This is a genomic window from Nesterenkonia marinintestina (genome assembly GCF_025420485.1).
GTDB classification, from domain to species: Bacteria; Actinomycetota; Actinomycetes; order Actinomycetales; family Micrococcaceae; genus Nesterenkonia; species Nesterenkonia marinintestina.
Map to the genome: position 1 here is coordinate 20441 of NZ_JAOEFD010000005.1, position 19660 is coordinate 40100.

The following is a 19660-nucleotide window of genomic DNA, read 5'->3' on the forward strand; positions in this document are numbered from 1 at the left end:
ACAGTCTACGGCGGCGCCTCAGCGGCGCAGCGGCAGGTCCTCCTCCCGGAATTCGCGTCCCAGTGCGGGAGCGGACGCTGCATCGTCCGGACCGGCCCCGGCACGGTCGTTCTCGTGCTGACGCAGCTCCACCCGTCGGATCTTCCCGGAGATCGTCTTGGGCAGCTCGGTGAACTCGATGCGACGGATCCGCTTGTACGGGGCCAACCGGTCCAGGCAGAACTGCAGGATGTCGGCGGCGGTCTCCTCCGTGGGCTCGTACCCGGCGGTCAGGGTCACGTACGCCTTGGGGATCGCCAGACGCATCTCGTCCGGAGCCGGAACCAGGGCCGCCTCGACGACGCCGGGGTGCTGGACCAGGACCGACTCGAGCTCGAACGGGGAGATCTTGTAGTCGCTGGACTTGAAGACGTCGTCGGCCCGACCCACATAGGTGACGATGCCCTGCTCGTCCTGCGAGGCGATGTCACCGGTGTGGTAGACCCCGTCGCGGAAGACCTCGTCGTTCTTGTCGGGGGCGCCGAAGTAGCCCTTCATCAGACCGACCGGTCGAGGGTCCAGGCGCAGGCAGATCTCCCCCTCCTGCGACTCCTCCCCGGTGACCGGGTCGATCAGCACGACGTCGTAGCCGGGCAGGGGCAGCCCCATGGCTCCGATCCGGACCGGACGGCCGGGCGTGTTCGCCACCTGCAGCGTGGACTCGGTCTGACCGAAGCCGTCGCGGATGGTGCAGCCCCAGGCCTTCTGGACCTGGTCGATGACCTCGGCGTTGAGCGGCTCGCCCGCCGAGATCGTCTTCTGCGGAGGGGTCCTGAGCTGACTCAGGTCCGCCTTGATGAGCATCCGCCACACGGTGGGCGGGGCGCAGAAGCTGGTCACGCCGACCCGGTCCATGGCGTCCATCAGGGCGCCGGCGTCGAACTTCCGGAAGTTGTGGACGAAGATCGTGGCCTCGGCGATCCACGGGGCGAAGAAGTTCGACCAGGCGTGCTTGGCCCATCCCGGCGAGGCGACGTTGAGGTGGACGTCTCCGGGCTCCAGTCCGATCCAGTACATGGTGGACAGGTGTCCCACCGGGTAGGAGGTGTGGGTGTGCTCGACCAGCTTCGGCTTCGACGTGGTCCCGGAGGTGAAGTAGAGCAGCAGGGTGTCCTCGGCGCCGGTGGGCCCGTCGGGGGCGAAGTCGGCCGGCGCCCCGTAGGCCTCGGGCAGGCTGAGCACCGTGCGCCCGGGGACCTCGGGCGTGCGGCGTGCGGCCTCGTCGGCGTAGACCCCGGGGACGTGGATGAGGGTGTATCCGCCGTCGACCTCGGCGAACTTCGCCAGGTCCTCGCCGCCGGCCACGGCCCACTCGGCCTCGGCCCGGTCGATCCGGTCCTGCAGGTCCGCCGGACCCATCTGCGTGGTGGTCGGAACCATCACCGCGCCGAGCTTGATGCAGGCCAGCATGACCTCCCACAGCTCGACCTGGTTGTTCAGCATGAGGATCAGTCGGTCCCCCCGGGCGACGCCCTTCTCCCGCAGCCAGTTGGCCATCCGGCTCGACGTCGCCGAGAGGTCGGCGAAGCTGCGCCGAAGCTCCGAGCCGTCCTCCTCCAGGATCACCAGCGCGTCCTGCGAGCCGCGGGCCTCGGAGGCGGCGACGGCGTCGAACCAGTCCAGGGCGAAGTTGAACTGCTCGAACCGGGGCCAGACGAACTCCTCGCGGGCCCGCTCCCAGTCCTGCTGGAGCGACACGAGGTGGTCACGGGCCTCTGTGAACTGCTCGGTCACCGACATGATGGGGAACCTCCTGGGTCGACGGTCGCGGACGGCGGATCGCCGGCTGTGATGTGAGACACGCCCAATTTACTTGGATATCCTATAGTCGGTAAAGCCACTGCGGGCGACGACGGGCGATCCTCGTCCCGCCCGTCCGCGACGAAGGAGTCACGATGACCCACACCGTCTCTCCCGCCGGAGGACCCGACGCCGCCCACCTCGACGGCCTGCCGCACGTCGACCTGTTCGACCTGCGCTCCCGCCTCGACGCCGCGGAGCGCACCCGCCTCGAGACGATCGAGACGCATCTGGAGGAGCACGTCCGTCGGCAGACGATCGAGCCCTGGAACCGCGAGGAGTTCGCGCCGGAGCTGCTGCCCGGGCTGGGCGCACTGGGGCTCGGAGAGGTCTTCACCGACGGCTCCTCGCTCCTGTTCCAGGGGCTCGCCCATGCGGCCCTCGCCCGCTGCGACCTGTCGATCTCCGCGCTGATCGGCATCCACAACGAGCTCAACGTCGGCACCATCGAGCACCTGGGCTCCGAGGCCCAGCGGGAGCGGTGGCTGCCTCGGATGAAGCGGCTCGAGTCGCTGGGAGCCTTCTGCCTCACCGAGCCCGAGCACGGCTCCGACATCGCCGGCGGACTCGAGACCTCGGCGACACTCGAGGACGACGGATGGGTCATCAGGGGCACCAAGCGCTGGATCGGCGCCGGAACCCTGGCCGACGTCGCGCTGGTCTGGGCCCGGGACACCGCCGACGACGAGATCCGCTGCTTCCTGGTGCCCACCGACACCCCCGGATACCGGGCGACCAAGATCGGCAACAAGATCGGCCTGCGCATCATGCAGAACGCCGACATCGTCTTCGACGACGTCCGTGTCCCGCAGGACGCGCTGCTGCCCGGGGCGCAGAGCTTCGGGGCCGCCAACGACCTGCTGCGAGCCTCCCGCGCCTGGGTCGGCTGGCAGGCCGTGGGTGCCCAGCAGGGCCTGCTGGAGATCCTCCGCCGGTACACGCTGAGCCGGCACCAGTTCGGGCGCCCGCTGGCCAAGCTGCAGCTCATCCAGCAGGCGCTCTCCCACATCGCCGGGAACCTGGCGGCCAGCATCGGCATGATGTCCGAGGTCACCCGCCTGCAGGAGGAGGGGCGGCTGGAGATGATGCATGCGGCGATGGCCAAGGCCACCACCACCCGTCTGGGCCGCGAGTCGGCCGCGATGGGGCGCGACGCGATGGGCGGCAACGGCATCGTCAGCGACTTCGAGATGGCCAAGATGATGAACGACCTCGAAGCCATCTACACCTACGAGGGCACCTACGGCATCAACTCCCTCATCGTCGGCCGCGGCCTGACCGGACTCTCCGCCTTCGTCTGAGCCGCAGGTAGGGTGCAGCCATGGACCATGACGGGAGCACAGCGGGCCGCGCCGTCGTCGTCGGATGCGGCGACCTCGGCACACGCATCGGCCTGCGGCTGCACGCCCGCGGGCACGACGTCGACGGCTGGCGCCGGTCTCCCGAACGCCTCCCCGCCGAGATCCGCGGCGTCGCGGCCGACCTGCTTCGACCCGCAGACCTTCCGGAGCTGCCCGAGGACACCTCCACGGTGGTGTTCACACCCAGCGCCGGCGAGCGCAGCGCCGCCCGATACCGCGCCGTCCTCCACGACGGCCTGGCGGCGGTCCTGGAGCGGATCGCCGCGATGCCGGCCCCGCGTCCCCGCCTGATCGTCATCGGTTCGACGTCGGTCCACGGAGGGGCCGAGGGCCGTCTCGACGAGGAGTCCCCGCTCACCCCGGCCTCCCCCACCGCGGAGGTGCTGGTCCAGGTCGAGGAGCTCGTCGTCGGGGCGCGCACGCACGGGATCACGGCCTCGACCCTGCGGCTCTCCGGGATCTACGGTCCCGGACGCCGACGGCTCATCAGCCGCATCGAGGCGTTCGACGGCGGTGCGGAGGCCCGCGAGCGCCTCGGCGACCCGCTGCGGATCTCGAACAGGATCCACGTCGACGACGCCGCCCTGGCCGCGTGCACGCTCGCCGGGGTCGAGGAGCCGCCCGGGGTGCTCATCGGAGTCGATGAGATGCCGATCGCGGTCGGAGAGGTCCACAACTGGCTCGCCGACAGGCTCGATCGACCGCGTCCATGGCCCGAGCTCGACCCGGACCGGGCGCACGGCCGTCGGATGGACGGCTCACGGCTGCACGGCCTCCTCGCCGCCTGCGGAACCGCTCTGCGGCACCGCGACTACCGGTCGGGCTACGCCCTCGAACTCTGAGATCGGCGACGTCCCGCCTGCTGGGGACAGACACCCCCGGCTGTGGTTGACATCACAGACCCCCGGTGCTTGAGTTGAGTTACCGACCGAACGGTCTGTAATTCCTCGCACCACTCCGGAGAACCCATGCCGCAGCCCCTCGAAGCTCCCACCCACGCGATGCTCGCCTCGGACCACGCCTCCCAGTGGCTCGGCATCGAGGTCCTCCAGGCCGACCTCGGGCACGCCCGGATCACCATGACCGTCCGGCGGGAGATGACCAACGGCTTCGCCATCACCCACGGGGGGATGGTCTTCTCCCTGGCGGACACCGCATTCGCCATGTCGTGCAACGCCCCCGACGGCGACGCGGACACCGTGACGGTGGCCTCCGGAGTGGACATCAACTTCCTGCGGCCCGCGGCCGTCGGCGACGTGCTGATCGCCGAGGCACGCGCCGTGGCGGCGACCGGACGCAGCGGAGTCTGCGACGTCGTGGTCACCCGGGACAGCGACGACGAGCCCATCGCCCTGTTCCGGGGCCGCTACCGCACCATCCCCGCCCCCTCCTCGCCCGCCGGGGCCGAGACCTCCCGAGAGAAGTGACGCCATGAGCATCGAGACGCCCTCCGAACTCGCGCCGACCGACCCCTCACAGCCCGACCCCGAGGAGCTGATGAGCCGGGCTGAGATCGAAGCGCTCCAGCTCACCCGCCTGCAGGACGCCGTGCGGCGCGCCTACGACGGCGTGGAGGCGTACCGGGAGCTCTACGACTCCCACGGCGTCTCCCCCGACGACCTGCAGACCCTCGACGACCTGGCGAAGTTCCCCTTCACGGACAAGGAGTTCCTGCGCCGGGCCTACCCGTTCAAGGGCTTCGCCGTGCCGATGGAGCAGATCCGCCGGATCCACGCCTCCTCCGGCACCACCGGCCTGCCGACCGTCGTGGGCTACACCGACGAGGACCTCGACACCTGGGCCACGCTGGTGGCGCGCTGCCTGCGCTTCGCCGGAGTGCGTCCCGGGGACATGGTCCACAACGCCTACGGCTACGGGCTGTTCACCGGAGGCCTGGGGGCCCATGCGGGCATCGAGAAGCTCCGGGCCACCGTCATCCCGATGTCGGGCGGGCAGACGGAGAAGCAGGTCCAGCTCATCGAGGACTTCCGCCCGCGGGCGATCCTGTGCACCCCGACCTACCTCCTCGCACTGGCCGACGGGTTCCGTGCGGCCGGCGTCGACCCCCGGGAGACCTCGCTCGAGGTGGCCGTGCTCGGCGCCGAGCCGTGGACCGACGAGATGCGCCGTGAGATCGAGCGGACCTTCGACCTGCGGGCCTGCGACATCTACGGGCTCTCGGAGGTCATGGGCCCGGGCGTGGCCGGAGAGTCCGGCGAGCGCCAGGACGCCTCGACGATCTGGGAGGACCACTTCCGCCCGGAGATCATCGACCCCTTCACCGACGAGGTGCTGCCCACCGGTCAGCACGGCGAGCTGGTCTTCACCGCGCTGACCAAACAGGCGCTGCCGATCATCCGCTACCGGACCCACGACCTCACCCAGCTGCTGCCGGGCACCGACCGGCCCGGCCACCGCCGCATGGGCCGCATCACCGGCCGCAGCGACGACATGATCATCCTGCGCGGAGTGAACCTCTTCCCCTCGCAGATCGAGGAGATCGCACTCGGCATCGACCACCTGTCCCCGCACTTCCAGCTGCGGCTGACGCGCCCGGACCGGATGGACCAGATGACGGTGCACATCGAGCGCCGCTCCGACTGCACCGCCGAGGACGGCGAGGGCGCCGGACGCACCCTGGCGGAGCGGATCAAGATCCGGATCGGCAGCTCCTGCCGCGTCGTGGTCGAGGAGCCCGGAGCGCTGGCACGCTCGTCGGGCAAGCTGAGGAGGATCTATGACGAACGGCCCAAGTGAGGTGCGACGATGACGCGTTCCCCCTCGGCCCCGTCGGGCCGCGGCGGGGGGATGCCATGACGGACGCCGCCACACAGCCCGCGGTCCGTCGGGGCCGTCCGGGATACGACCGCGACGAGCTGATCACCGTCTGCGTCGAGACCTTCAACCGCCACGGGTACGAGGGTACGTCCATGGGCGCACTGGCCCGTGAGCTGGGGATCTCGAAGTCGGCGATCTACCACCACGTCTCCTCCAAGGAGGAGATCCTCGACATCGCCCTGACCCACTCCCTGTCCGAGCTGGAGAGCGTGGTCGAGGAGGCCGGCTCGGCAGGGCTGCGGCCGGTCGAGGAGTTCGAACGCATCCTGGGCTCCTCGATCGAGGTGCTCACCCGTTCGCTGCCCTACGTGACGCTGCTGCTGCGCCTGCGGGGCAACTCGGACCTCGAGGTCCGGGCCCTGCAGCGTCGGCGGGACATCACCCTGCGCCTGGCCGAGCTGGTCCGCCGGGCGCAGAGCGACGGCGATCTGCGCGCCGACATCGATGCGCGCACGGTCTCGCGCCTGACCATGGGCATGGTGAACTCCATAGTGGACTGGTACCGGCCGGAGCGGGTCGCCTCGGTGGATGCGCTGCGCGACCACATGGTCTCCCTGATGCTGGACGGCCTGCGCCGCTGAACCGTCGGCGTCGCGGCGGCGATGTGTTGACTGTCACAGGCCTGTGGGGATATACTGAACGAACGGTCAGTAATTCTTCGACGGATCGAGGACGCAGCATGTCAGCCGATGTCACCTCCCTGCAGGACGCACGCGAGGACGCCCAGGCCGGCGAGGCCCGCTTCGAGCAGCTCATCGCCGACGACTCCCGCGTGGAGCCGCGGGACTGGATGCCGGAGAAGTACCGGAAGACCCTGGTCCGGCAGGTCTCCCAGCACGCGCACTCCGAGATCATCGGCATGCAGCCGGAGGGGAACTGGATCACCCGCGCTCCCAGCCTCAAGCGCAAGGCCATCCTCATGGCGAAGGTCCAGGACGAGGCCGGCCACGGCCTCTACCTGTACTCGGCCGCCGAGACGCTGGGCACCCCGCGCGACGAGATGTACGACCAGCTCTACACCGGCCGCGCCAAGTACTCCTCGATCTTCAACTACCCGGCCCGCACGTGGGCCGACATCGGCGCCATCGGCTGGCTGGTCGACGGTGCCGCGATCTGCAACCAGGTCCCGCTCTGCCGCGCCTCCTACGGCCCCTACGGCCGGGCCATGGTCCGGATCTGCAAGGAGGAGTCGTTCCACCAGCGCCAGGGCTGGGAGATCCTCCACACCCTGGCCCACGGCACGGAGGCCCAGAAGCAGATGGCCCAGGACGCCGTGGACCGGTTCTACGGCCCCGCGCTACAGATGTTCGGCCCGCCCGACGCCGACTCCCCGAACTCCCAGCAGTCGATGGCCTGGAACATCAAGCGGTTCTCCAACGACGAGCTGCGCCAGCGGTTCGTCGACATGATCGTCCCCCAGGCCGAGGCGCTGGGACTGACCCTGCCCGACCCCGACCTGAAGTGGAACGAGGAGCGGGGCCACTACGACTTCGGCGAGCTCGACTGGGACGAGTTCTTCACCGTGCTCAAGGGCGGAGGCCCGTGCAGCCGCCAGCGCATGGACCACTACCGCCGGGCCCGCGACGAGGGCGCCTGGGTGCGCGAGGCCGCGGCCGCATACGCCCGCCGCGAGGCCGCCCCGCAGGCCGGTCTCGTCGGCGCCTGAGCCGCACCCACACGATCCACGTCACGTCAGAGAGGCACCACACCCATGACCTCCGAGCACTCCTCCTCCAACACCTGGCCGCTGTGGGAGGTCTTCATCCGGTCCTCGCGGGGACTCTCCCACGTCCACGCCGGCTCGCTCCACGCCCCGGACGCCACCATGGCCGTGCGCAACGCCCGGGACCTCTACACCCGCCGGAACGAGGGGACCTCCGTGTGGGTCGTCCCGGCCGATGCGGTCACCGCCTCCGACCCGGACTCCAAGGGCGGCTTCTTCGAGTCGGCGCAGGGCAAGAGCTACCGCCACGCCACCTACTACACGAAGTCCGAAGGGGTGAAGCACCTGTGAGCTTCGCCTCCCACGACTCCGCGACCAAGCAGTCGCAGGGCGACGCGATCACCGCGGAGGAGATCGCCGACTCCGGTGCGACGGCCTCCGAGGACGTCGCCCGGTATGCGCTCATCCTCGGCGACGACTCCCTGATGCTCGCCCAGCGCCTCGGCGGCTGGATCTCCCGGGCTCCGGAGCTCGAGGAGGACATCGCCCTGGCGAACATCGCCCTCGACCTGCTGGGCCACGCCCGGTTCCTGCTCACCTACGCCGGCAGCGCCTGGGGGAAGTCCGAGGACGACCTCGCCTACTTCCGCGATGAGGAGGACTTCCGGTCCTGCCGGCTCGTGGAGCAGGAGAACGGCGACTTCGGCACGACCATCGCCCGGCAGCTGATCTTCAGCTTCTACGCCCACGAGCTCTACACCCGGCTGCTGGACTCCGAGGACCGGACCCTGTCGGCCATCGCCGACAAGGCGCTCAAGGAGGTCGCCTACCACCAGGACCACGCCGCCCAGTGGGTGCTGCGCCTGGGCCTGGGCACCGAGGAGTCCTCCCGCCGGATGCAGTCCGGACTCGACTCGCTGTGGCCCCTGGTCGAGGAGCTCTTCGTCGACGTCGAGCCGATCGAACGTCTCGAGGGCGTCGCCGTGCCGCCGTCGTCGCTGCGTGAGCCGACCATGCGCCGGGTCGCCGAGATCATCGAGGAGGCCGGACTCACCGTGCCCGATGCGGCTCCGGCCTACGGCGGAGACCGCCGAGGGCTCCACTCCGAGCAGCGCGGCTTCATCCTCGCCGAGATGCAGGTCCTCGCCCGCCGGCACCCCGACGCCACCTGGTGACGGTCCCCGGGCCCGCCCCGGATCACCACACGCACCCCACACCGAGAGGAGCCCGCCCGATGGCCACCACCGCCGCGCCGCAGACCAGCGTCTGGGACATCGCCGCCACGGTGCCGGACCCGGAGATCCCGGTGCTCTCCATCGCCGACCTGGGGATCCTCCGACGCACCGACGTCGAGGAGGACGGCACCGCCGTCGTCGTCATCACGCCCACCTACTCGGGCTGCCCGGCGATGGACACCATCACCGCCGACGTCCGAACCGCTCTGGAGCAGGCCGGCTTCGAGAAGGTGCGTGTCGACCTGGTCCTCCATCCGGCCTGGACCACCGACTGGATGACCGAGGAGGGGAAGCGGAAGCTGCGTGAGTACGGCATCGCGCCGCCCACCGGCCGAGCCGCGGCGGGCGGACCGGTCCGTGTGGGCCTGAGCGTGAAGTGCCCGCGCTGCGACTCCCCCGACACCCGCGAGATGGCCCACTTCGGCTCCACCGCCTGCAAGGCCCTCTACCGCTGCAACAGCTGCCTGGAACCCTTCGACCATTTCAAGGTGCACTGATGACCACTGACACCGCCGACGCGCAGAGCGGGGCCCCCGCACGACGCCGAGCCACCTTCAATACGCTCACCGTCTCCGAGGTCCGCCGGCTGACCCCGGACTCGGTGGAGGTCACCTTCGCGATCCCCGAGGAGCTGCAGGACGACTTCGACTACGCGCCGGGACAGTACGTGGCCCTGCGGGCGGAGATCGAGGGGCAGGAGATCCGCCGCTCCTACTCGATCTGCACCGTCCCGGTGCCCGGAGAGATCCGGGTCGCCATCAAGCGCGACTTCGGCGGGCTCTTCTCCTCGTGGGCCAACGACGAGCTCCGGGCCGGAGACACCCTCGAGGTCATGAACCCGGCCGGGACCTTCGTCTCCAAGACCGCGCTGCGCACCCTCAACCGTCCTGAGGAGGTGGCCGCCGAGGCCGCCGCCGAGCCGGGCCACGTGCACATGGTGGCGTTCGCCGCCGGATCCGGGATCACTCCGATCATGTCGATCGCGAAGTCGGTCCTGGCCACCGCGGAGGACACCTCCTTCGACCTGGTCTACGGCAACCGTTCGGCGGGCGACGTGATGTTCGCGGAAGAGATCGGTGATCTGAAGGACCGCTACCCCTCCAGGTTCGCCGTCCACCACGTCCTCTCCCGCGAACAGCGCATCAACCCGATGCTGACCGGTCGCATCGACCACGAGAAGCTCGACGACCTGCTCGACAAGGTGCTGCGGGTGGACGGGACAGACGAATGGTTCCTCTGCGGCCCGTTCGAGCTCGTGCAGCTGGTCCGCGACGGACTGTCCTCCCGCGGAGTGCCGGAGGAGAAGGTGCGCTTCGAGCTGTTCACCACCGGTCGGCCGGACCGCCCGACGGGCCAGCAGGGTCGCGAGGTGAAGGCCGACCCGAAGGGCGACAACTTCGAGATCGAGTTCACCCTCGACGGGCTCACCGGACAGGTGGAGTCCCCGAAGTCCGCCCAGGAGACGGTGCTCAACGCCGCGCTGCGCACCCGACCCGACGTGCCCTTCGCCTGCGCCGGCGGCGTCTGCGGCACCTGCCGGGCCAAGGTCGTCTCCGGGGACTTCGAGATGGAGGAGAACTTCGCCCTCGAGCCCGACGAGGTCGAGGCCGGCTACGTGCTGACCTGCCAGACCCGTCCCACCTCGAAGAAGCTGGCCGTCGACTTCGACTCCTGACCCACCCCGCATCATCGGCCGTGTCTGCGGTCGAGAGGAGAGCACCGTGATCGACTGGACCATGGACGGCGGACTCGCCGAGGTCGTGCTGGACGCGCCGAAGAAGCTGAACTCCCTGGACGAGGCCGCACTGTCCGAGCTCGACGACGCCTACCGTGAGGCCGAGGCCGCCGGCGCCCGTGCGCTGCTGCTGCGCGGCGAGGGGAAGGGCTTCTGCGCCGGGCGCGACATCTCCGCGGTCGACCCGTCGACCGACGACGCCCTGGGCTATCTGCAGGAGAAGGTCACCCCAGTGCTCCGGCGGATGGCGGCCTTCCCGGCACCGACGTTCGCCGCCGTACACGGGCCATGCCTGGGCGTCGGACTGGGGCTGGCGATCGCCACCGACGTGGTCTACGTCGCCGAGGACGCGAAGATCGGTTCGCCCTTCGCCAACCTCGGGGCGACGCTGGACTCCGGCGGCCACGCACTGTTCGTCGAGCGGCTCGGCGCCCACCGCACCCTGGACCTCATCTACACCGCAGATCTGATGACCGGCGAGGAGGCCGTCCGGTCCGGCCTGTTCTCCCGCGCACTGCCGGGCGAGGAGCTGGTCGAGTTCACCCGCGGCAAGGCGGTCCGGGCCGCAGCGGGCGCGACCCTGGCCTTCCGTGAGTCCAAGGAGCTGGTCCGGCGTCTGCGCGACGACCGCATCGGCCTGTGGGAGTCTCTGGACGAGGAGAACCGCGCCCAGGGCCGACTCTGCTCCTCGCAGGACTATGCCGAGGGGTTCGCCGCGTTCCAGGACAAGCGCCGCCCGGAGTTCCGGGGCGTCTGACCGGGCACACCGGCCCTCGCCGAACCGTGGTCCCGGGTCTATCCTCAGAGATGTGACGCGCCTGCGGTCCTGAACCCCGGCGCGAGATCGGACGGGGAGGATGGGGCGAGCCATGACGACGCCGGAGCCGGGCTGGTACTCCGACCCACAGGTCCCCGATCAGCTGCGCTGGTGGGACGGCACCGCATGGACGGCGCACACCGCGCCGGCACCGGCGACCGCGCCGGGCACTCCGATGCATGACGGATTCCCCTCCCCCGGCGCTCCGAGAGCAGACTCGAGCTCCGGCGGCGGCATGCGTCCCGGGGTGGTGCTCGGGGTCCTCGCCGTGGTCGGGGTGCTGCTCATCGGCGCGCTCGTCGCCACCCTGCTTCTCCTCGGCGGCGATGAGGACACCACGCAGGCCGACGACTCGGATCAGGGGACCGATCCGGACACGGACGAGGATCCGGACGAGAGCGACGACGAGGGCGACGAGACGGATCGTGACGGGGACCGGGACGGCGGTTCCGCGAACCCGGAGACCCTCGAGGCTGACGGGGAGGCCGCCTCACTGACAGTGGACCGCGGAGAGTCCGCGTCGCTGACGCTGACCGTCGAGGAGGCCGGCCTCTACCATGTGCAGACCGCCAGCTCCTCGGGGAACGACCCGATGCTGAGTCTGAACAGTCCGGAGGGCACTCAGATCGCCTCGGTCGACGACGGCGGCGCCGACTCCTCGAACACCCTCGACGCCGGCATCGTCACCCATCTGGAGCCCGGCGACTACGAGGTCGTCGTCGACACCTTCTTCTTCGGCGGCGCCGACACCGAGGTCTCCGCGACCTCCGTCGAGGCTGACGAGAGCGCCCTGGAACCCGGTGACTTCGACCTCTCCATCGACGACGGCGACCAGTGGATCGGCACCGTGGATCTGGCGGAGGGCGAGACGCTCACCGTCGACGTCCGTGGTGACGGACCCGGCGACGACGGCGTGCTGAACATCGTGATGCCCGACCACACGCACCTGGAGAACGACGACCGCGGCTCCGACGCATCCGGCGACGGCAGCGTCTTCGATCCGTACCTCGAGGTCCGATCCTCCGAGGCGGGGACGGCGACGATCATCGTCGGCGGCTACGGCGACGGGGCGCTGGACGGCACGGTCACCGTCGAGGTGGAGGACTGACCGTTCCGCTCATCCCGGCGCCCTCCACACGTGGAGCAGGTAGCCGTAGCTCAACTCAACGGTGGGCCCGTGCTCCTGCCACCACTCATCGACGACGTGACCCGGAAACTCCATCCGCAGCACCGCCTCGCAGGTCGCGGCGTCGTCGAAGCTCCAGGAGCTCATCACTGGTGTCGTCTCGGCTCCCCGCTCGGCCCACCACCGGGAGGCGAACGGTGTGCGGCCCTGCTCCTCGGCCCAGTCGCTGCGGCGCAGCAGTTCGGCGAACTCTCCGCGTTCGGTGTCGTTGTCGATGACGACGAGCCGACCGCCGGGCCTCAGCACGCGTGCGACCTCATCCAAGCCCGGGCCGGGATCGAAGCGCTCATGGGGGAAGAAGTAGGCGAAGCGGGCATGGACGACGTCGACGCTGTCATCGCCGAGCGGCAGGTGCTCGGCGGAGCCGTGCAGCACCTGCGCTCCGCCCGGACGGGCCCGTGCGGCATCGAGCAGCCGCTCGTCCGGCTCGACGCCGATCACCTCGCCCGCCTCGCGGTAGTGCGGAAGCCAGTACCCGGTGCCGCACCCCAGATCGACCAGGGTGCGACCGGACCAGGGAGCCGCCTCGATCAGCGCATGCCACAGGTGCCCCTTCGGATCGATCGCACGGTTCTCCACCTCGTAGAGGTCGGGATCGTCGGCCTGGTTGGGTGCTGGGACGAAGTCGTCGAAGCTGCGGTCTGCGGTCACGTCCTCCACCGGGCGAAGCCTCCTTCGGAGTTGATGACCTGTCCGGTGATCCATCGGGAGTCGTCGTCGAGCAGCCAGGTCACCAGCCGGGCGGCGTCGTCGGGCTGACCGAAGCGGCCGAAGGGGAACTTCGAGCGCACCGACGCCCACATCTCATCGTTCAGATAACCGGTGTCCACGGGTCCGGGATTGACGGTGTTGACGCGGATCCCCCGATCGGAGAGCTGGTCGGCGATGGTCGTCGTGGCCCCGGCGATCGCCGCTTTGGCCGCCGCATAGGCCACCTCTCCGGGCAGCGGTCCCTGCGCCTGACCCGAGGTCATGAAGACGATGGATCCGTCGACGCCGTCCCCGCATCGGGCGGCGAACTCCTGCGCCAACAGGATGGAGGCGCGGGCGTCGACCTGCCAGTGGCGGTCGAGCTCTCCGGCGGTCAGCGCGCCCAAGGGTCCGTCCCGTCCGGACTGCGCCTGATTGCACACCAGCCCGTCCAGACGTCCGAACTCTTCGTGAGCGACGGAGACGACACGTTCGGGCTCACCCTCGACCGTGAGGTCCGCGTGCAGTCCGACCACCTGGGCGGAGCCCCTGGCATGCTCGCGGAGGTCGGCGAGCACGGCCTCGACGTCGTCGCCGCCCCAGGGCTGCTCGGCGTCGTGCGGGGCGTAGTGCTGACACAGCACGGAGGCACCCCGGGCGACGAGTCGGCGCGCCACGGCGAAGCCGATCCCCCGGCGTCGGCTGACCCCGGTGACGACGACGGCGCGCCGGTGCATGGTCAGTCCCCGGTCGACATCGCGGTCGACTTCCCGCTCGTCACGCATCGGCTGCGGCACCGTCCTTCCGTCGGTCGGGGGTCACTCCTGCGGCGGCCAGGTCTTCGCCACGCGGGTGAGCACGTCGTAGGTGGCGACGACCTCGTCGCGCTGGTTGTGCAGGACGGTGTCCCAACGGACCTCGCCGTAGTCGTCGGTCTCCCGCGGGGTGATCTGCTTGGCGGTCAGGGTGACCCGGATGGAGTCGTCGTAGGTCACCGGCACCTGGAAGGACAGGTCGTCCAGCCCGGTGTTGGCCAGCACGGGTCCCGGTGCGGGCTCCACGAAGAGGCCGGCCGCCCAGGAGACCAGCAGGTAGCCGTGGGCCACCCGTCGCGGGAAGAACGGGTTGGCCATGGCGGCCTCCTCGTCCGTGTGGGCGTAGAAGGTGTCCCCTGTGGACTCGGCGAAGGCGAGGATGTCCTCCAGGGTGACCAGTCGGAGGTCGGAGGCGAACTGGTCGCCGATGCGCAGTTCGGCCAGCGACTTCCGGAACGGGTGGACGGCGGTCCCGTCGGCCACGGTGGCCGGGGTGGCGGTGTTCGCCTGCGCCCCGCGGTGCCAGATCCCGGTCACGCCGGTGAGCAGGTCCGGCGAGCCCTGGACGGCGGTGCGCTGCATGTAGTGCTTGACCGCGCGCACTCCGCCGAGCTCCTCTCCGCCGCCGGCGCGGCCCGGGCCGCCGTGGACCAGGTGCGGCAGCGGGGACCCGTGCCCGGTGGAGGTCTTCGCGTCGTCGCGGTCCAGGAACAGCACACGTCCGTGGTGGGAGCCGATGCCGCGGGCGAAGGCTCCGGCGATCTGCGGGTCGTGGGTGCAGACCGTGGCCACCAGGGACCCGCCCCCGAGGGCGGCGAGCTCGACCGCGTCGTCGACGTCTGCGTAGCCCAGCACCGAGGTGACCGGGCCGAACGCCTCCACCGCGTGGACCTGAGGGGTGCGCGCGTCGTCGAAGGAGAGGACGGTGGCCGGATAGAAGGCCCCGGCCTCGGCGTCGGCGGAGCCGGTGCCGGCCTCCTCGCCGCCGAAGCGGACGGTGCCGCCGGAGTCGACGAGGGTGCGCACCGCCTTGGACACCTCGGCCTGCTGGTCCTTCGAGGCCAGGGCACCCATCGTGGTGGCCTCGTCGCGGGGGTCTCCGAGCACGGTGCGGGACTCCAGCCGCTCACTGAGGGCCGTCACGACGGCGTCGACGTGCTCGCCGGGCACGATGGTCCGGCGCACCGCGGTGCACTTCTGGCCGGCCTTGGCGGTCATCTCCAGGGTGACCGAGCGGATGAAGGCGTCGAACTCCTCGGTGCCGGGTCCGGCGTCGGGTCCCAGGATCGCAGCGTTGAGCGAATCGGTCTCCGCGGTGAAGCGGACGCCCTCATTCTGCACGTTCCGGTGGGAGCGCAGCAGCTGCGCGGTGGCGGCCGAGCCGGTGAACGCGACGTGGTCGCGGTGGTCGAGGTGGTCGAGGAGGTCCCGGGCGGAGCCGGAGATCAGCTGCAGGGACCCTTCGGGCAGGAGTCCGGAGTCGAGCATGAGCCGGACGCAGGCCTGGGTGACGTAGGCGGTCTGGGTGGCGGGCTTGACGATGGTGGGCACGCCGGCGATGAAGCTGGGGCCGAACTTCTCGAGCATCCCCCAGACGGGGAAGTTGAACGCGTTGATCTGCACGGCGACGCCGGTGAGCCGGGTGTAGATGTGCTCGCCGAGGAAGGAGCCGTCGCGGGAGAGCTGTTCGACCTCGCCGTCGACGACGACGTTGGCGTTGGGCAGCTCCTTGCGGCCCTTGGAGGAGAACACGCGGATGGTGCCGATGCCGCCGTCGACGTCGATCAGGTGGTCCCTGCGGGTGGAACCGGTCATGTCGGAGAGCTCGTAGAGCTCCTCCTTGTGGGCGTCGAGGTGCTGGGCGATCTCCTTCAGGCGCAGCGCGCGCTGGTGGATGGTCATCTCACCCAGGGTCTGCTGGCCGCGGGTGCGGGCGTGGTCGACGGCGCCGGCGACGTCGACGCCGTCGGTGGAGACCCGGGTGACCAGCTCGCCGGTGGAGGCGTCGTGGACGTCGGTGATCCGCTCGGGCGCCTCCGGCCGCCACCACTCGTCTCGGATGAGGCTGGGGAGGATCTCGGTGGGCACAAGGGTCTCGGACGCGGGCATGATGTCCTCTCGGCACGGGATTACCGACCGATCGGTCGGTTTAGTCTCCATCCTAGCGTGTGCCACCTCACAGGGGCCACCGTGTGATCACCACCCGCTCAGAGCCCTTCAGAGCCCTGACGACAGTCTGATCAGTCTCGCGTGAGCTCAGCCCCACGGGACCAACGACGGACTCAGCCCTCCGGTGATGGGTCCTTCTTATCGCTCCCGCCCCGTCCCGTCGCCCCGAAGCAGACGCCGAGGCTGAGGCCCAGTGAGATCCCGAGGGCGACGTTGTCCATCGTCAGGCCGAAGGCGACTCCCAACGGGAGTCCGATTCCGATCCCGTAGCCCATACGGTTCTCATCCATATCCCGGAGCCTACCCATCGGTCCGGCTCGAACGATGGGACGAGCACGGCCTGTGCCCGCTCCACCGGTGCAGGCCCGACCAGACCCCGCCTCAGTCCGACCCGGGGACCGCGTAGCGGTGCTCGGCGTGATCGTCGAAGATCAGCGCAGTCTGGGTGGACTCCACACAGCCCAGCGACTGGATCCGCTCGAAGATCACCCGACGCAGCTCCTCCACCGAGGCGGTGCGCACCAGCAGCACCGCGTCGTACTGCCCGCCGACCAGCGCCAGATGCTGGACGGCCGGCTCGTCGGCCAGGCCGCTGCGCAGCACCTCCCAGTCGTCCTGCTTCAGCGTGAGGAACACGTAGGCCGCCGTCGCCTGCCCCGCTCGGCGGCGGTCGATCACCGCAGTGAAGCCCCGGAGCACGCCGGCCGTCCGCAGCCGAGAGATCCGATCGTAGGTGGCGGCCCGGGAGAGGTGAAGAGACTGGGCGAGGGCCGTCACCGACTGTCGGGCGTCACGGCTCAGGGCCGCGAGGATGCGGTGGTCGGCGTCGTCCAGCACCACCTGGCGGGCGGAGCCGGCCGGCGAGGTCTGATCGTCCGGTGAGACCTGCATAGCACCAGACGATATCACTGCTCTCTCACGCTGAAGTGACAGATCGTCCAGCCTGATCGACTCATCGAGCACCTGTCGTCCGGAATGTCCTGACCGACGCGCTCAGGCCTGGCGGCCCTCCTATGAAGCGGGTCACACTCATAGGAGCCGCCCCGCACCCGACGCAGAAGAAGGTGACCCATGTCCGAAGAGAGCACCCCTCTGCAGGACTCCTTCGACGGCCCCTCCTCCGATCCTGCCGCGCAGATCATGGAGGCCAGCCGCGAGTTCGGCATCAGCCCCGAGCAGTACATGCTCCCCGCAGAGCAGCAGATCCGCCTGCTCTCCCCCACCGGCGAGCTCGTCCCCGAGGAGGAGCAGGGCACGAGCCCCGGCCACGAATATCCGCTGCCCGACGACGACCTGCTCGTGCGCGCCTACGAGGCGCTGGTCATCGGCCGCCGCATCAACGATCAGAACTACGCCCTGGTCCGCCAGGGCCGCCTCGCGGTCTACCCCTCCTCGCACGGGCAGGAGGCCTGCCAGGTCGGGGCCGCACTGGCCCTGGACGACGGCGACTGGATGTTCCCCACCTACCGGGACACCGTCGCGGTGATCTCCCGCGGCGTCGCCCCCGAGGACGTCATGGTCTCCTTCCGCGGCGACTGGCACTGCGGATACGACCCCCAGCAGCACCAGGTGGCCCCGCAGTCCACCCCGCTGACCACCCAGCTGCTCCACGCCGTCGGCGTCGCCCACGCGGCCAAGCTCCGCGGCGAGGACACCGTCGTCATCGCCATGTGCGGCGACGGGGCCACCAGTGAGGGCGACTTCCATGAGGCGCTGAACTTCGCCGCGGTCTTCGAGGTCCCGGTGGTGTTCCTGGTCCAGAACAACGGATTCGCCATCTCCGTGCCGCTGTCCAGCCAGTCGGCCGCACCGACACTGGCGCACAAGGCCATCGGCTACGGCCTGGCCGGCGAGCGGGTCGACGGCAACGACCTCGTCGCGGTGCTCGCCACCCTGCGTCGTGCGGTCCACCTGGCCCGCGAGCACTCGATGCCGCTGCTGGTGGAGGCGATGACCTACCGCATGCAGGCCCACACCAACGCCGACGACGACTCCCGCTACCGGGACTCCGACGAGGTCGACCAGTGGAAGCAGAAGGACCCGCTGCAGCGGATGCAGCGCTTCCTCTCCGGCAGGGGTGTGCTGACGAACGAGGACGAGACCCGCATCGGAGAGCGCGCCGAAGAGGTCGCCGCCGCCCTGCGCGCCACCATGACCACCGACCCGTCGATGGATCCGCTCGAGATCTTCGACCACGTCTACTCCGAGCCCACCGCACAGCTGCGCGCCCAGCGCGAGCAGCTGGCCGACGAGCTGGCTCGCAGCGAGGAGGGCTGACCATGACCGCGACCACCACCCAGGCTCCCGCGAAGACCACCTTCGCCGCAGCGCTGAACACGGCCCTGGCCGACTCCATGGAGACCGACGCCGGGGTCTGCGTCTTCGGCGAGGACGTCGGCACCCTCGGCGGCGTCTTCCGCATCACCGACGGGCTGACCGCCCGCTTCGGCACCTCCCGCTGCTTCGACACCCCGCTGGCCGAATCCGGGATCGCCGGCATGGCGGTGGGCATGGCGCTCAACGGCATGCGCCCGGTGATCGAGATGCAGTTCGACGCCTTCGCCTACCCGGCCCTGGAGCAGATCTTCAGCCACATCGCCAAGTACGCGAACCGCACCCGCGGCAACGTCCGGCTGCCCATCGTCATCCGGATCCCCTACGGCGGCGGGGTCGGCGGAGTCGAGCACCACTGCGACTCCTCCGAGGCCTACTACGCCCACACCGCCGGACTGAAGGTCTTCACCCCCGCGACGGTCTCCGACGCATACCTGATGCTGCGCGAGGCCGTCGACTCTCCCGACCCGGTCGTGTTCTTCGAGCCGAAGAAGCTGTACTGGTCCAAGGATGAGGTCAGCCTCGACGACCTGCGCGCCCGGTACGACGGCGAGCCGACCGCGGTGGGCTCCGAGGGGCGTGCGGCGGTGGTCCGTGAGGGCACCGACGTCTCGCTGATCAGCTACGGCCCCTCCGTCTCCGCGGCGGTGAAGGCCGCCGAGGCCGCAGAGGAGGACGGCATCTCCGCCGAGGTGCTGGACCTGCGCACCATCGTCCCCTTCGACGACGCGGCCCTGCGGGCGACGGTGGAGAAGACCGGACGGGCCGTCGTCGTCGCCGAGGCCCAGGGATTCGTCTCCGTGGCCAGCGAGATCGTCGCCCGGATCCAGGAGCAGTGCTTCCACTCCCTGGCCTCCCCGGTGCTGCGCGTGACCGGATTCGACATCCCCTACCCCGCCCCCAAGCTCGAGGAGCACCACCTGCCGAACGTGGACCGCATCCTCGACGCCCTCGACGAGCTCCAGTGGGAGGACTGAG

At 70.1% G+C, this 19660-nt stretch carries 20 protein-coding genes; 14 read left to right on the top strand and 6 right to left on the bottom strand.

Translation table 11 applies throughout. The features are described from left to right. Window positions 1-18 precede the first annotated feature (18 nt). Window positions 19-1779 (bottom strand): AMP-binding protein, encoded by a 1761-nt coding sequence (locus N7E59_RS05370; protein ID WP_315942989.1) that lies wholly within the window; start codon window positions 1777-1779, stop codon window positions 19-21. Between the two features lie 155 nt (window positions 1780-1934). On the opposite strand from N7E59_RS05370, the gene N7E59_RS05375 reads away from it, so the two are divergent. The 12 genes from N7E59_RS05375 (at window position 1935) to N7E59_RS05430 (ending at window position 12596) form a co-directional block, all read left to right on the top strand. Then, a complete protein-coding gene (locus N7E59_RS05375) occupies window positions 1935-3140 on the top strand; it encodes an acyl-CoA dehydrogenase family protein (RefSeq protein ID WP_261623894.1) in 1206 nt (401 codons plus the stop codon). A gap of 20 nt (window positions 3141-3160) precedes the next feature. Beyond that, entirely contained in the window at window positions 3161-4042 is an 882-nt protein-coding gene (locus N7E59_RS05380; RefSeq protein ID WP_261623895.1) for an NAD-dependent epimerase/dehydratase family protein, read from the top strand. A 126-nt stretch (window positions 4043-4168) separates the two neighbouring features. Further along, a complete protein-coding gene (gene paaI / locus N7E59_RS05385; RefSeq protein WP_261623896.1) occupies window positions 4169-4627 on the top strand; it encodes a hydroxyphenylacetyl-CoA thioesterase PaaI in 459 nt (152 codons plus the stop codon). A 4-nt stretch (window positions 4628-4631) separates the two neighbouring features. Further along, on the top strand, window positions 4632-5957 hold the full coding sequence (locus N7E59_RS05390) for a phenylacetate--CoA ligase family protein (RefSeq protein WP_261623897.1): 1326 nt from the start codon (window positions 4632-4634) through the stop codon (window positions 5955-5957). Between the two features lie 56 nt (window positions 5958-6013). After that, on the top strand, window positions 6014-6619 hold the full coding sequence (locus N7E59_RS05395; RefSeq protein WP_261623898.1) for a TetR/AcrR family transcriptional regulator: 606 nt from the start codon (window positions 6014-6016) through the stop codon (window positions 6617-6619). Between the two features lie 98 nt (window positions 6620-6717). Next, on the top strand, window positions 6718-7704 hold the full coding sequence (gene paaA / locus N7E59_RS05400; protein WP_261623899.1) for a 1,2-phenylacetyl-CoA epoxidase subunit PaaA: 987 nt from the start codon (window positions 6718-6720) through the stop codon (window positions 7702-7704). Between the two features lie 45 nt (window positions 7705-7749). Continuing rightward, the gene (gene paaB, locus N7E59_RS05405) at window positions 7750-8052 is read left to right on the top strand and encodes a 1,2-phenylacetyl-CoA epoxidase subunit PaaB (RefSeq protein ID WP_261623900.1); all 303 of its coding nucleotides are present in this window, start codon (window positions 7750-7752) and stop codon (window positions 8050-8052) included. After that, window positions 8049-8876, top strand: a complete 828-nt coding sequence (gene paaC / locus N7E59_RS05410) for a 1,2-phenylacetyl-CoA epoxidase subunit PaaC (RefSeq protein WP_261623901.1) — start codon at window positions 8049-8051, stop codon at window positions 8874-8876. The genes paaB and paaC overlap by 4 nt, the downstream gene beginning before the upstream one ends. 59 nt (window positions 8877-8935) lie before the next feature. Then, complete coding sequence (gene paaD, locus N7E59_RS05415; protein ID WP_261623902.1) at window positions 8936-9433, top strand: 1,2-phenylacetyl-CoA epoxidase subunit PaaD; 498 nt, start codon at window positions 8936-8938, stop codon at window positions 9431-9433. Next, entirely contained in the window at window positions 9433-10611 is a 1179-nt protein-coding gene (paaE, locus tag N7E59_RS05420) for a 1,2-phenylacetyl-CoA epoxidase subunit PaaE (RefSeq protein WP_261623903.1), read from the top strand. The genes paaD and paaE overlap by 1 nt, the downstream gene beginning before the upstream one ends. Before the next feature lie 61 nt (window positions 10612-10672). Then, window positions 10673-11428: an enoyl-CoA hydratase/isomerase family protein gene (locus N7E59_RS05425; RefSeq protein WP_390905017.1), complete on the top strand. Its 756-nt coding sequence runs from the start codon at window positions 10673-10675 to the stop codon at window positions 11426-11428. 112 nt (window positions 11429-11540) lie between these two features. Further along, on the top strand, window positions 11541-12596 hold the full coding sequence (locus tag N7E59_RS05430) for a DUF2510 domain-containing protein (protein WP_261623905.1): 1056 nt from the start codon (window positions 11541-11543) through the stop codon (window positions 12594-12596). Between the two features lie 9 nt (window positions 12597-12605). Here the strand turns inward: N7E59_RS05430 and N7E59_RS05435 are convergent, their stop codons facing one another. From N7E59_RS05435 to N7E59_RS05455, 5 genes are all read right to left on the bottom strand, one after another. After that, the gene (locus tag N7E59_RS05435) at window positions 12606-13334 is read right to left on the bottom strand and encodes a class I SAM-dependent methyltransferase (protein WP_261623906.1); all 729 of its coding nucleotides are present in this window, start codon (window positions 13332-13334) and stop codon (window positions 12606-12608) included. Next, window positions 13322-14149 (bottom strand): SDR family oxidoreductase, encoded by an 828-nt coding sequence (locus N7E59_RS05440; RefSeq protein ID WP_261623907.1) that lies wholly within the window; start codon window positions 14147-14149, stop codon window positions 13322-13324. Before N7E59_RS05440 ends, N7E59_RS05435 begins: the two co-directional genes overlap by 13 nt. Before the next feature lie 33 nt (window positions 14150-14182). Then, window positions 14183-16288, bottom strand: coding sequence for a phenylacetic acid degradation bifunctional protein PaaZ (paaZ, locus tag N7E59_RS05445; RefSeq protein ID WP_261623908.1), 2106 nt, complete (start codon window positions 16286-16288; stop codon window positions 14183-14185). Window positions 16289-16461: 173 nt separating this feature from the next. Beyond that, on the bottom strand, window positions 16462-16638 hold the full coding sequence (locus N7E59_RS05450) for a hypothetical protein (protein WP_261623909.1): 177 nt from the start codon (window positions 16636-16638) through the stop codon (window positions 16462-16464). Between the two features lie 91 nt (window positions 16639-16729). Beyond that, a complete protein-coding gene (locus N7E59_RS05455) occupies window positions 16730-17239 on the bottom strand; it encodes an Lrp/AsnC family transcriptional regulator (RefSeq protein WP_261623910.1) in 510 nt (169 codons plus the stop codon). Window positions 17240-17419: 180 nt separating this feature from the next. On the opposite strand from N7E59_RS05455, the gene pdhA reads away from it, so the two are divergent. Together pdhA and N7E59_RS05465 are read left to right on the top strand one after the other, a co-directional pair. Next, window positions 17420-18625: a pyruvate dehydrogenase (acetyl-transferring) E1 component subunit alpha gene (gene pdhA, locus N7E59_RS05460; RefSeq protein WP_390905011.1), complete on the top strand. Its 1206-nt coding sequence runs from the start codon at window positions 17420-17422 to the stop codon at window positions 18623-18625. 2 nt (window positions 18626-18627) lie between these two features. Further along, entirely contained in the window at window positions 18628-19659 is a 1032-nt protein-coding gene (locus N7E59_RS05465; protein WP_261623911.1) for an alpha-ketoacid dehydrogenase subunit beta, read from the top strand. The last annotated feature ends 1 nt before the right edge of the window (window position 19660 follow it).

Excerpts from the sequence above, each read along its gene's own strand:
- N7E59_RS05370 (WP_315942989.1), bottom strand. The coding sequence starts at position 1,779 with ATGTCGGTGACCGAGCAGTTCACAGAGGCCCGTGACCACCTCGTGTCG.
- N7E59_RS05375 (WP_261623894.1), top strand. The coding sequence starts at position 1,935 with ATGACCCACACCGTCTCTCCCGCCGGAGGACCCGACGCCGCCCACCTC.
- N7E59_RS05380 (WP_261623895.1), top strand. The coding sequence starts at position 3,161 with ATGGACCATGACGGGAGCACAGCGGGCCGCGCCGTCGTCGTCGGATGC.
- paaI (WP_261623896.1), top strand. The coding sequence starts at position 4,169 with ATGCCGCAGCCCCTCGAAGCTCCCACCCACGCGATGCTCGCCTCGGAC.
- N7E59_RS05390 (WP_261623897.1), top strand. The coding sequence starts at position 4,632 with ATGAGCATCGAGACGCCCTCCGAACTCGCGCCGACCGACCCCTCACAG.
- N7E59_RS05395 (WP_261623898.1), top strand. The coding sequence starts at position 6,014 with ATGACGGACGCCGCCACACAGCCCGCGGTCCGTCGGGGCCGTCCGGGA.
- paaA (WP_261623899.1), top strand. The coding sequence starts at position 6,718 with ATGTCAGCCGATGTCACCTCCCTGCAGGACGCACGCGAGGACGCCCAG.
- paaB (WP_261623900.1), top strand. The coding sequence starts at position 7,750 with ATGACCTCCGAGCACTCCTCCTCCAACACCTGGCCGCTGTGGGAGGTC.
- paaD (WP_261623902.1), top strand. The coding sequence starts at position 8,936 with ATGGCCACCACCGCCGCGCCGCAGACCAGCGTCTGGGACATCGCCGCC.
- paaE (WP_261623903.1), top strand. The coding sequence starts at position 9,433 with ATGACCACTGACACCGCCGACGCGCAGAGCGGGGCCCCCGCACGACGC.
- N7E59_RS05425 (WP_390905017.1), top strand. The coding sequence starts at position 10,673 with ATGGACGGCGGACTCGCCGAGGTCGTGCTGGACGCGCCGAAGAAGCTG.
- N7E59_RS05430 (WP_261623905.1), top strand. The coding sequence starts at position 11,541 with ATGACGACGCCGGAGCCGGGCTGGTACTCCGACCCACAGGTCCCCGAT.
- N7E59_RS05440 (WP_261623907.1), bottom strand. The coding sequence starts at position 14,149 with ATGCGTGACGAGCGGGAAGTCGACCGCGATGTCGACCGGGGACTGACC.
- paaZ (WP_261623908.1), bottom strand. The coding sequence starts at position 16,288 with ATGCCCGCGTCCGAGACCCTTGTGCCCACCGAGATCCTCCCCAGCCTC.
- N7E59_RS05450 (WP_261623909.1), bottom strand. The coding sequence starts at position 16,638 with ATGGATGAGAACCGTATGGGCTACGGGATCGGAATCGGACTCCCGTTG.
- N7E59_RS05455 (WP_261623910.1), bottom strand. The coding sequence starts at position 17,239 with ATGCAGGTCTCACCGGACGATCAGACCTCGCCGGCCGGCTCCGCCCGC.
- pdhA (WP_390905011.1), top strand. The coding sequence starts at position 17,420 with ATGTCCGAAGAGAGCACCCCTCTGCAGGACTCCTTCGACGGCCCCTCC.
- N7E59_RS05465 (WP_261623911.1), top strand. The coding sequence starts at position 18,628 with ATGACCGCGACCACCACCCAGGCTCCCGCGAAGACCACCTTCGCCGCA.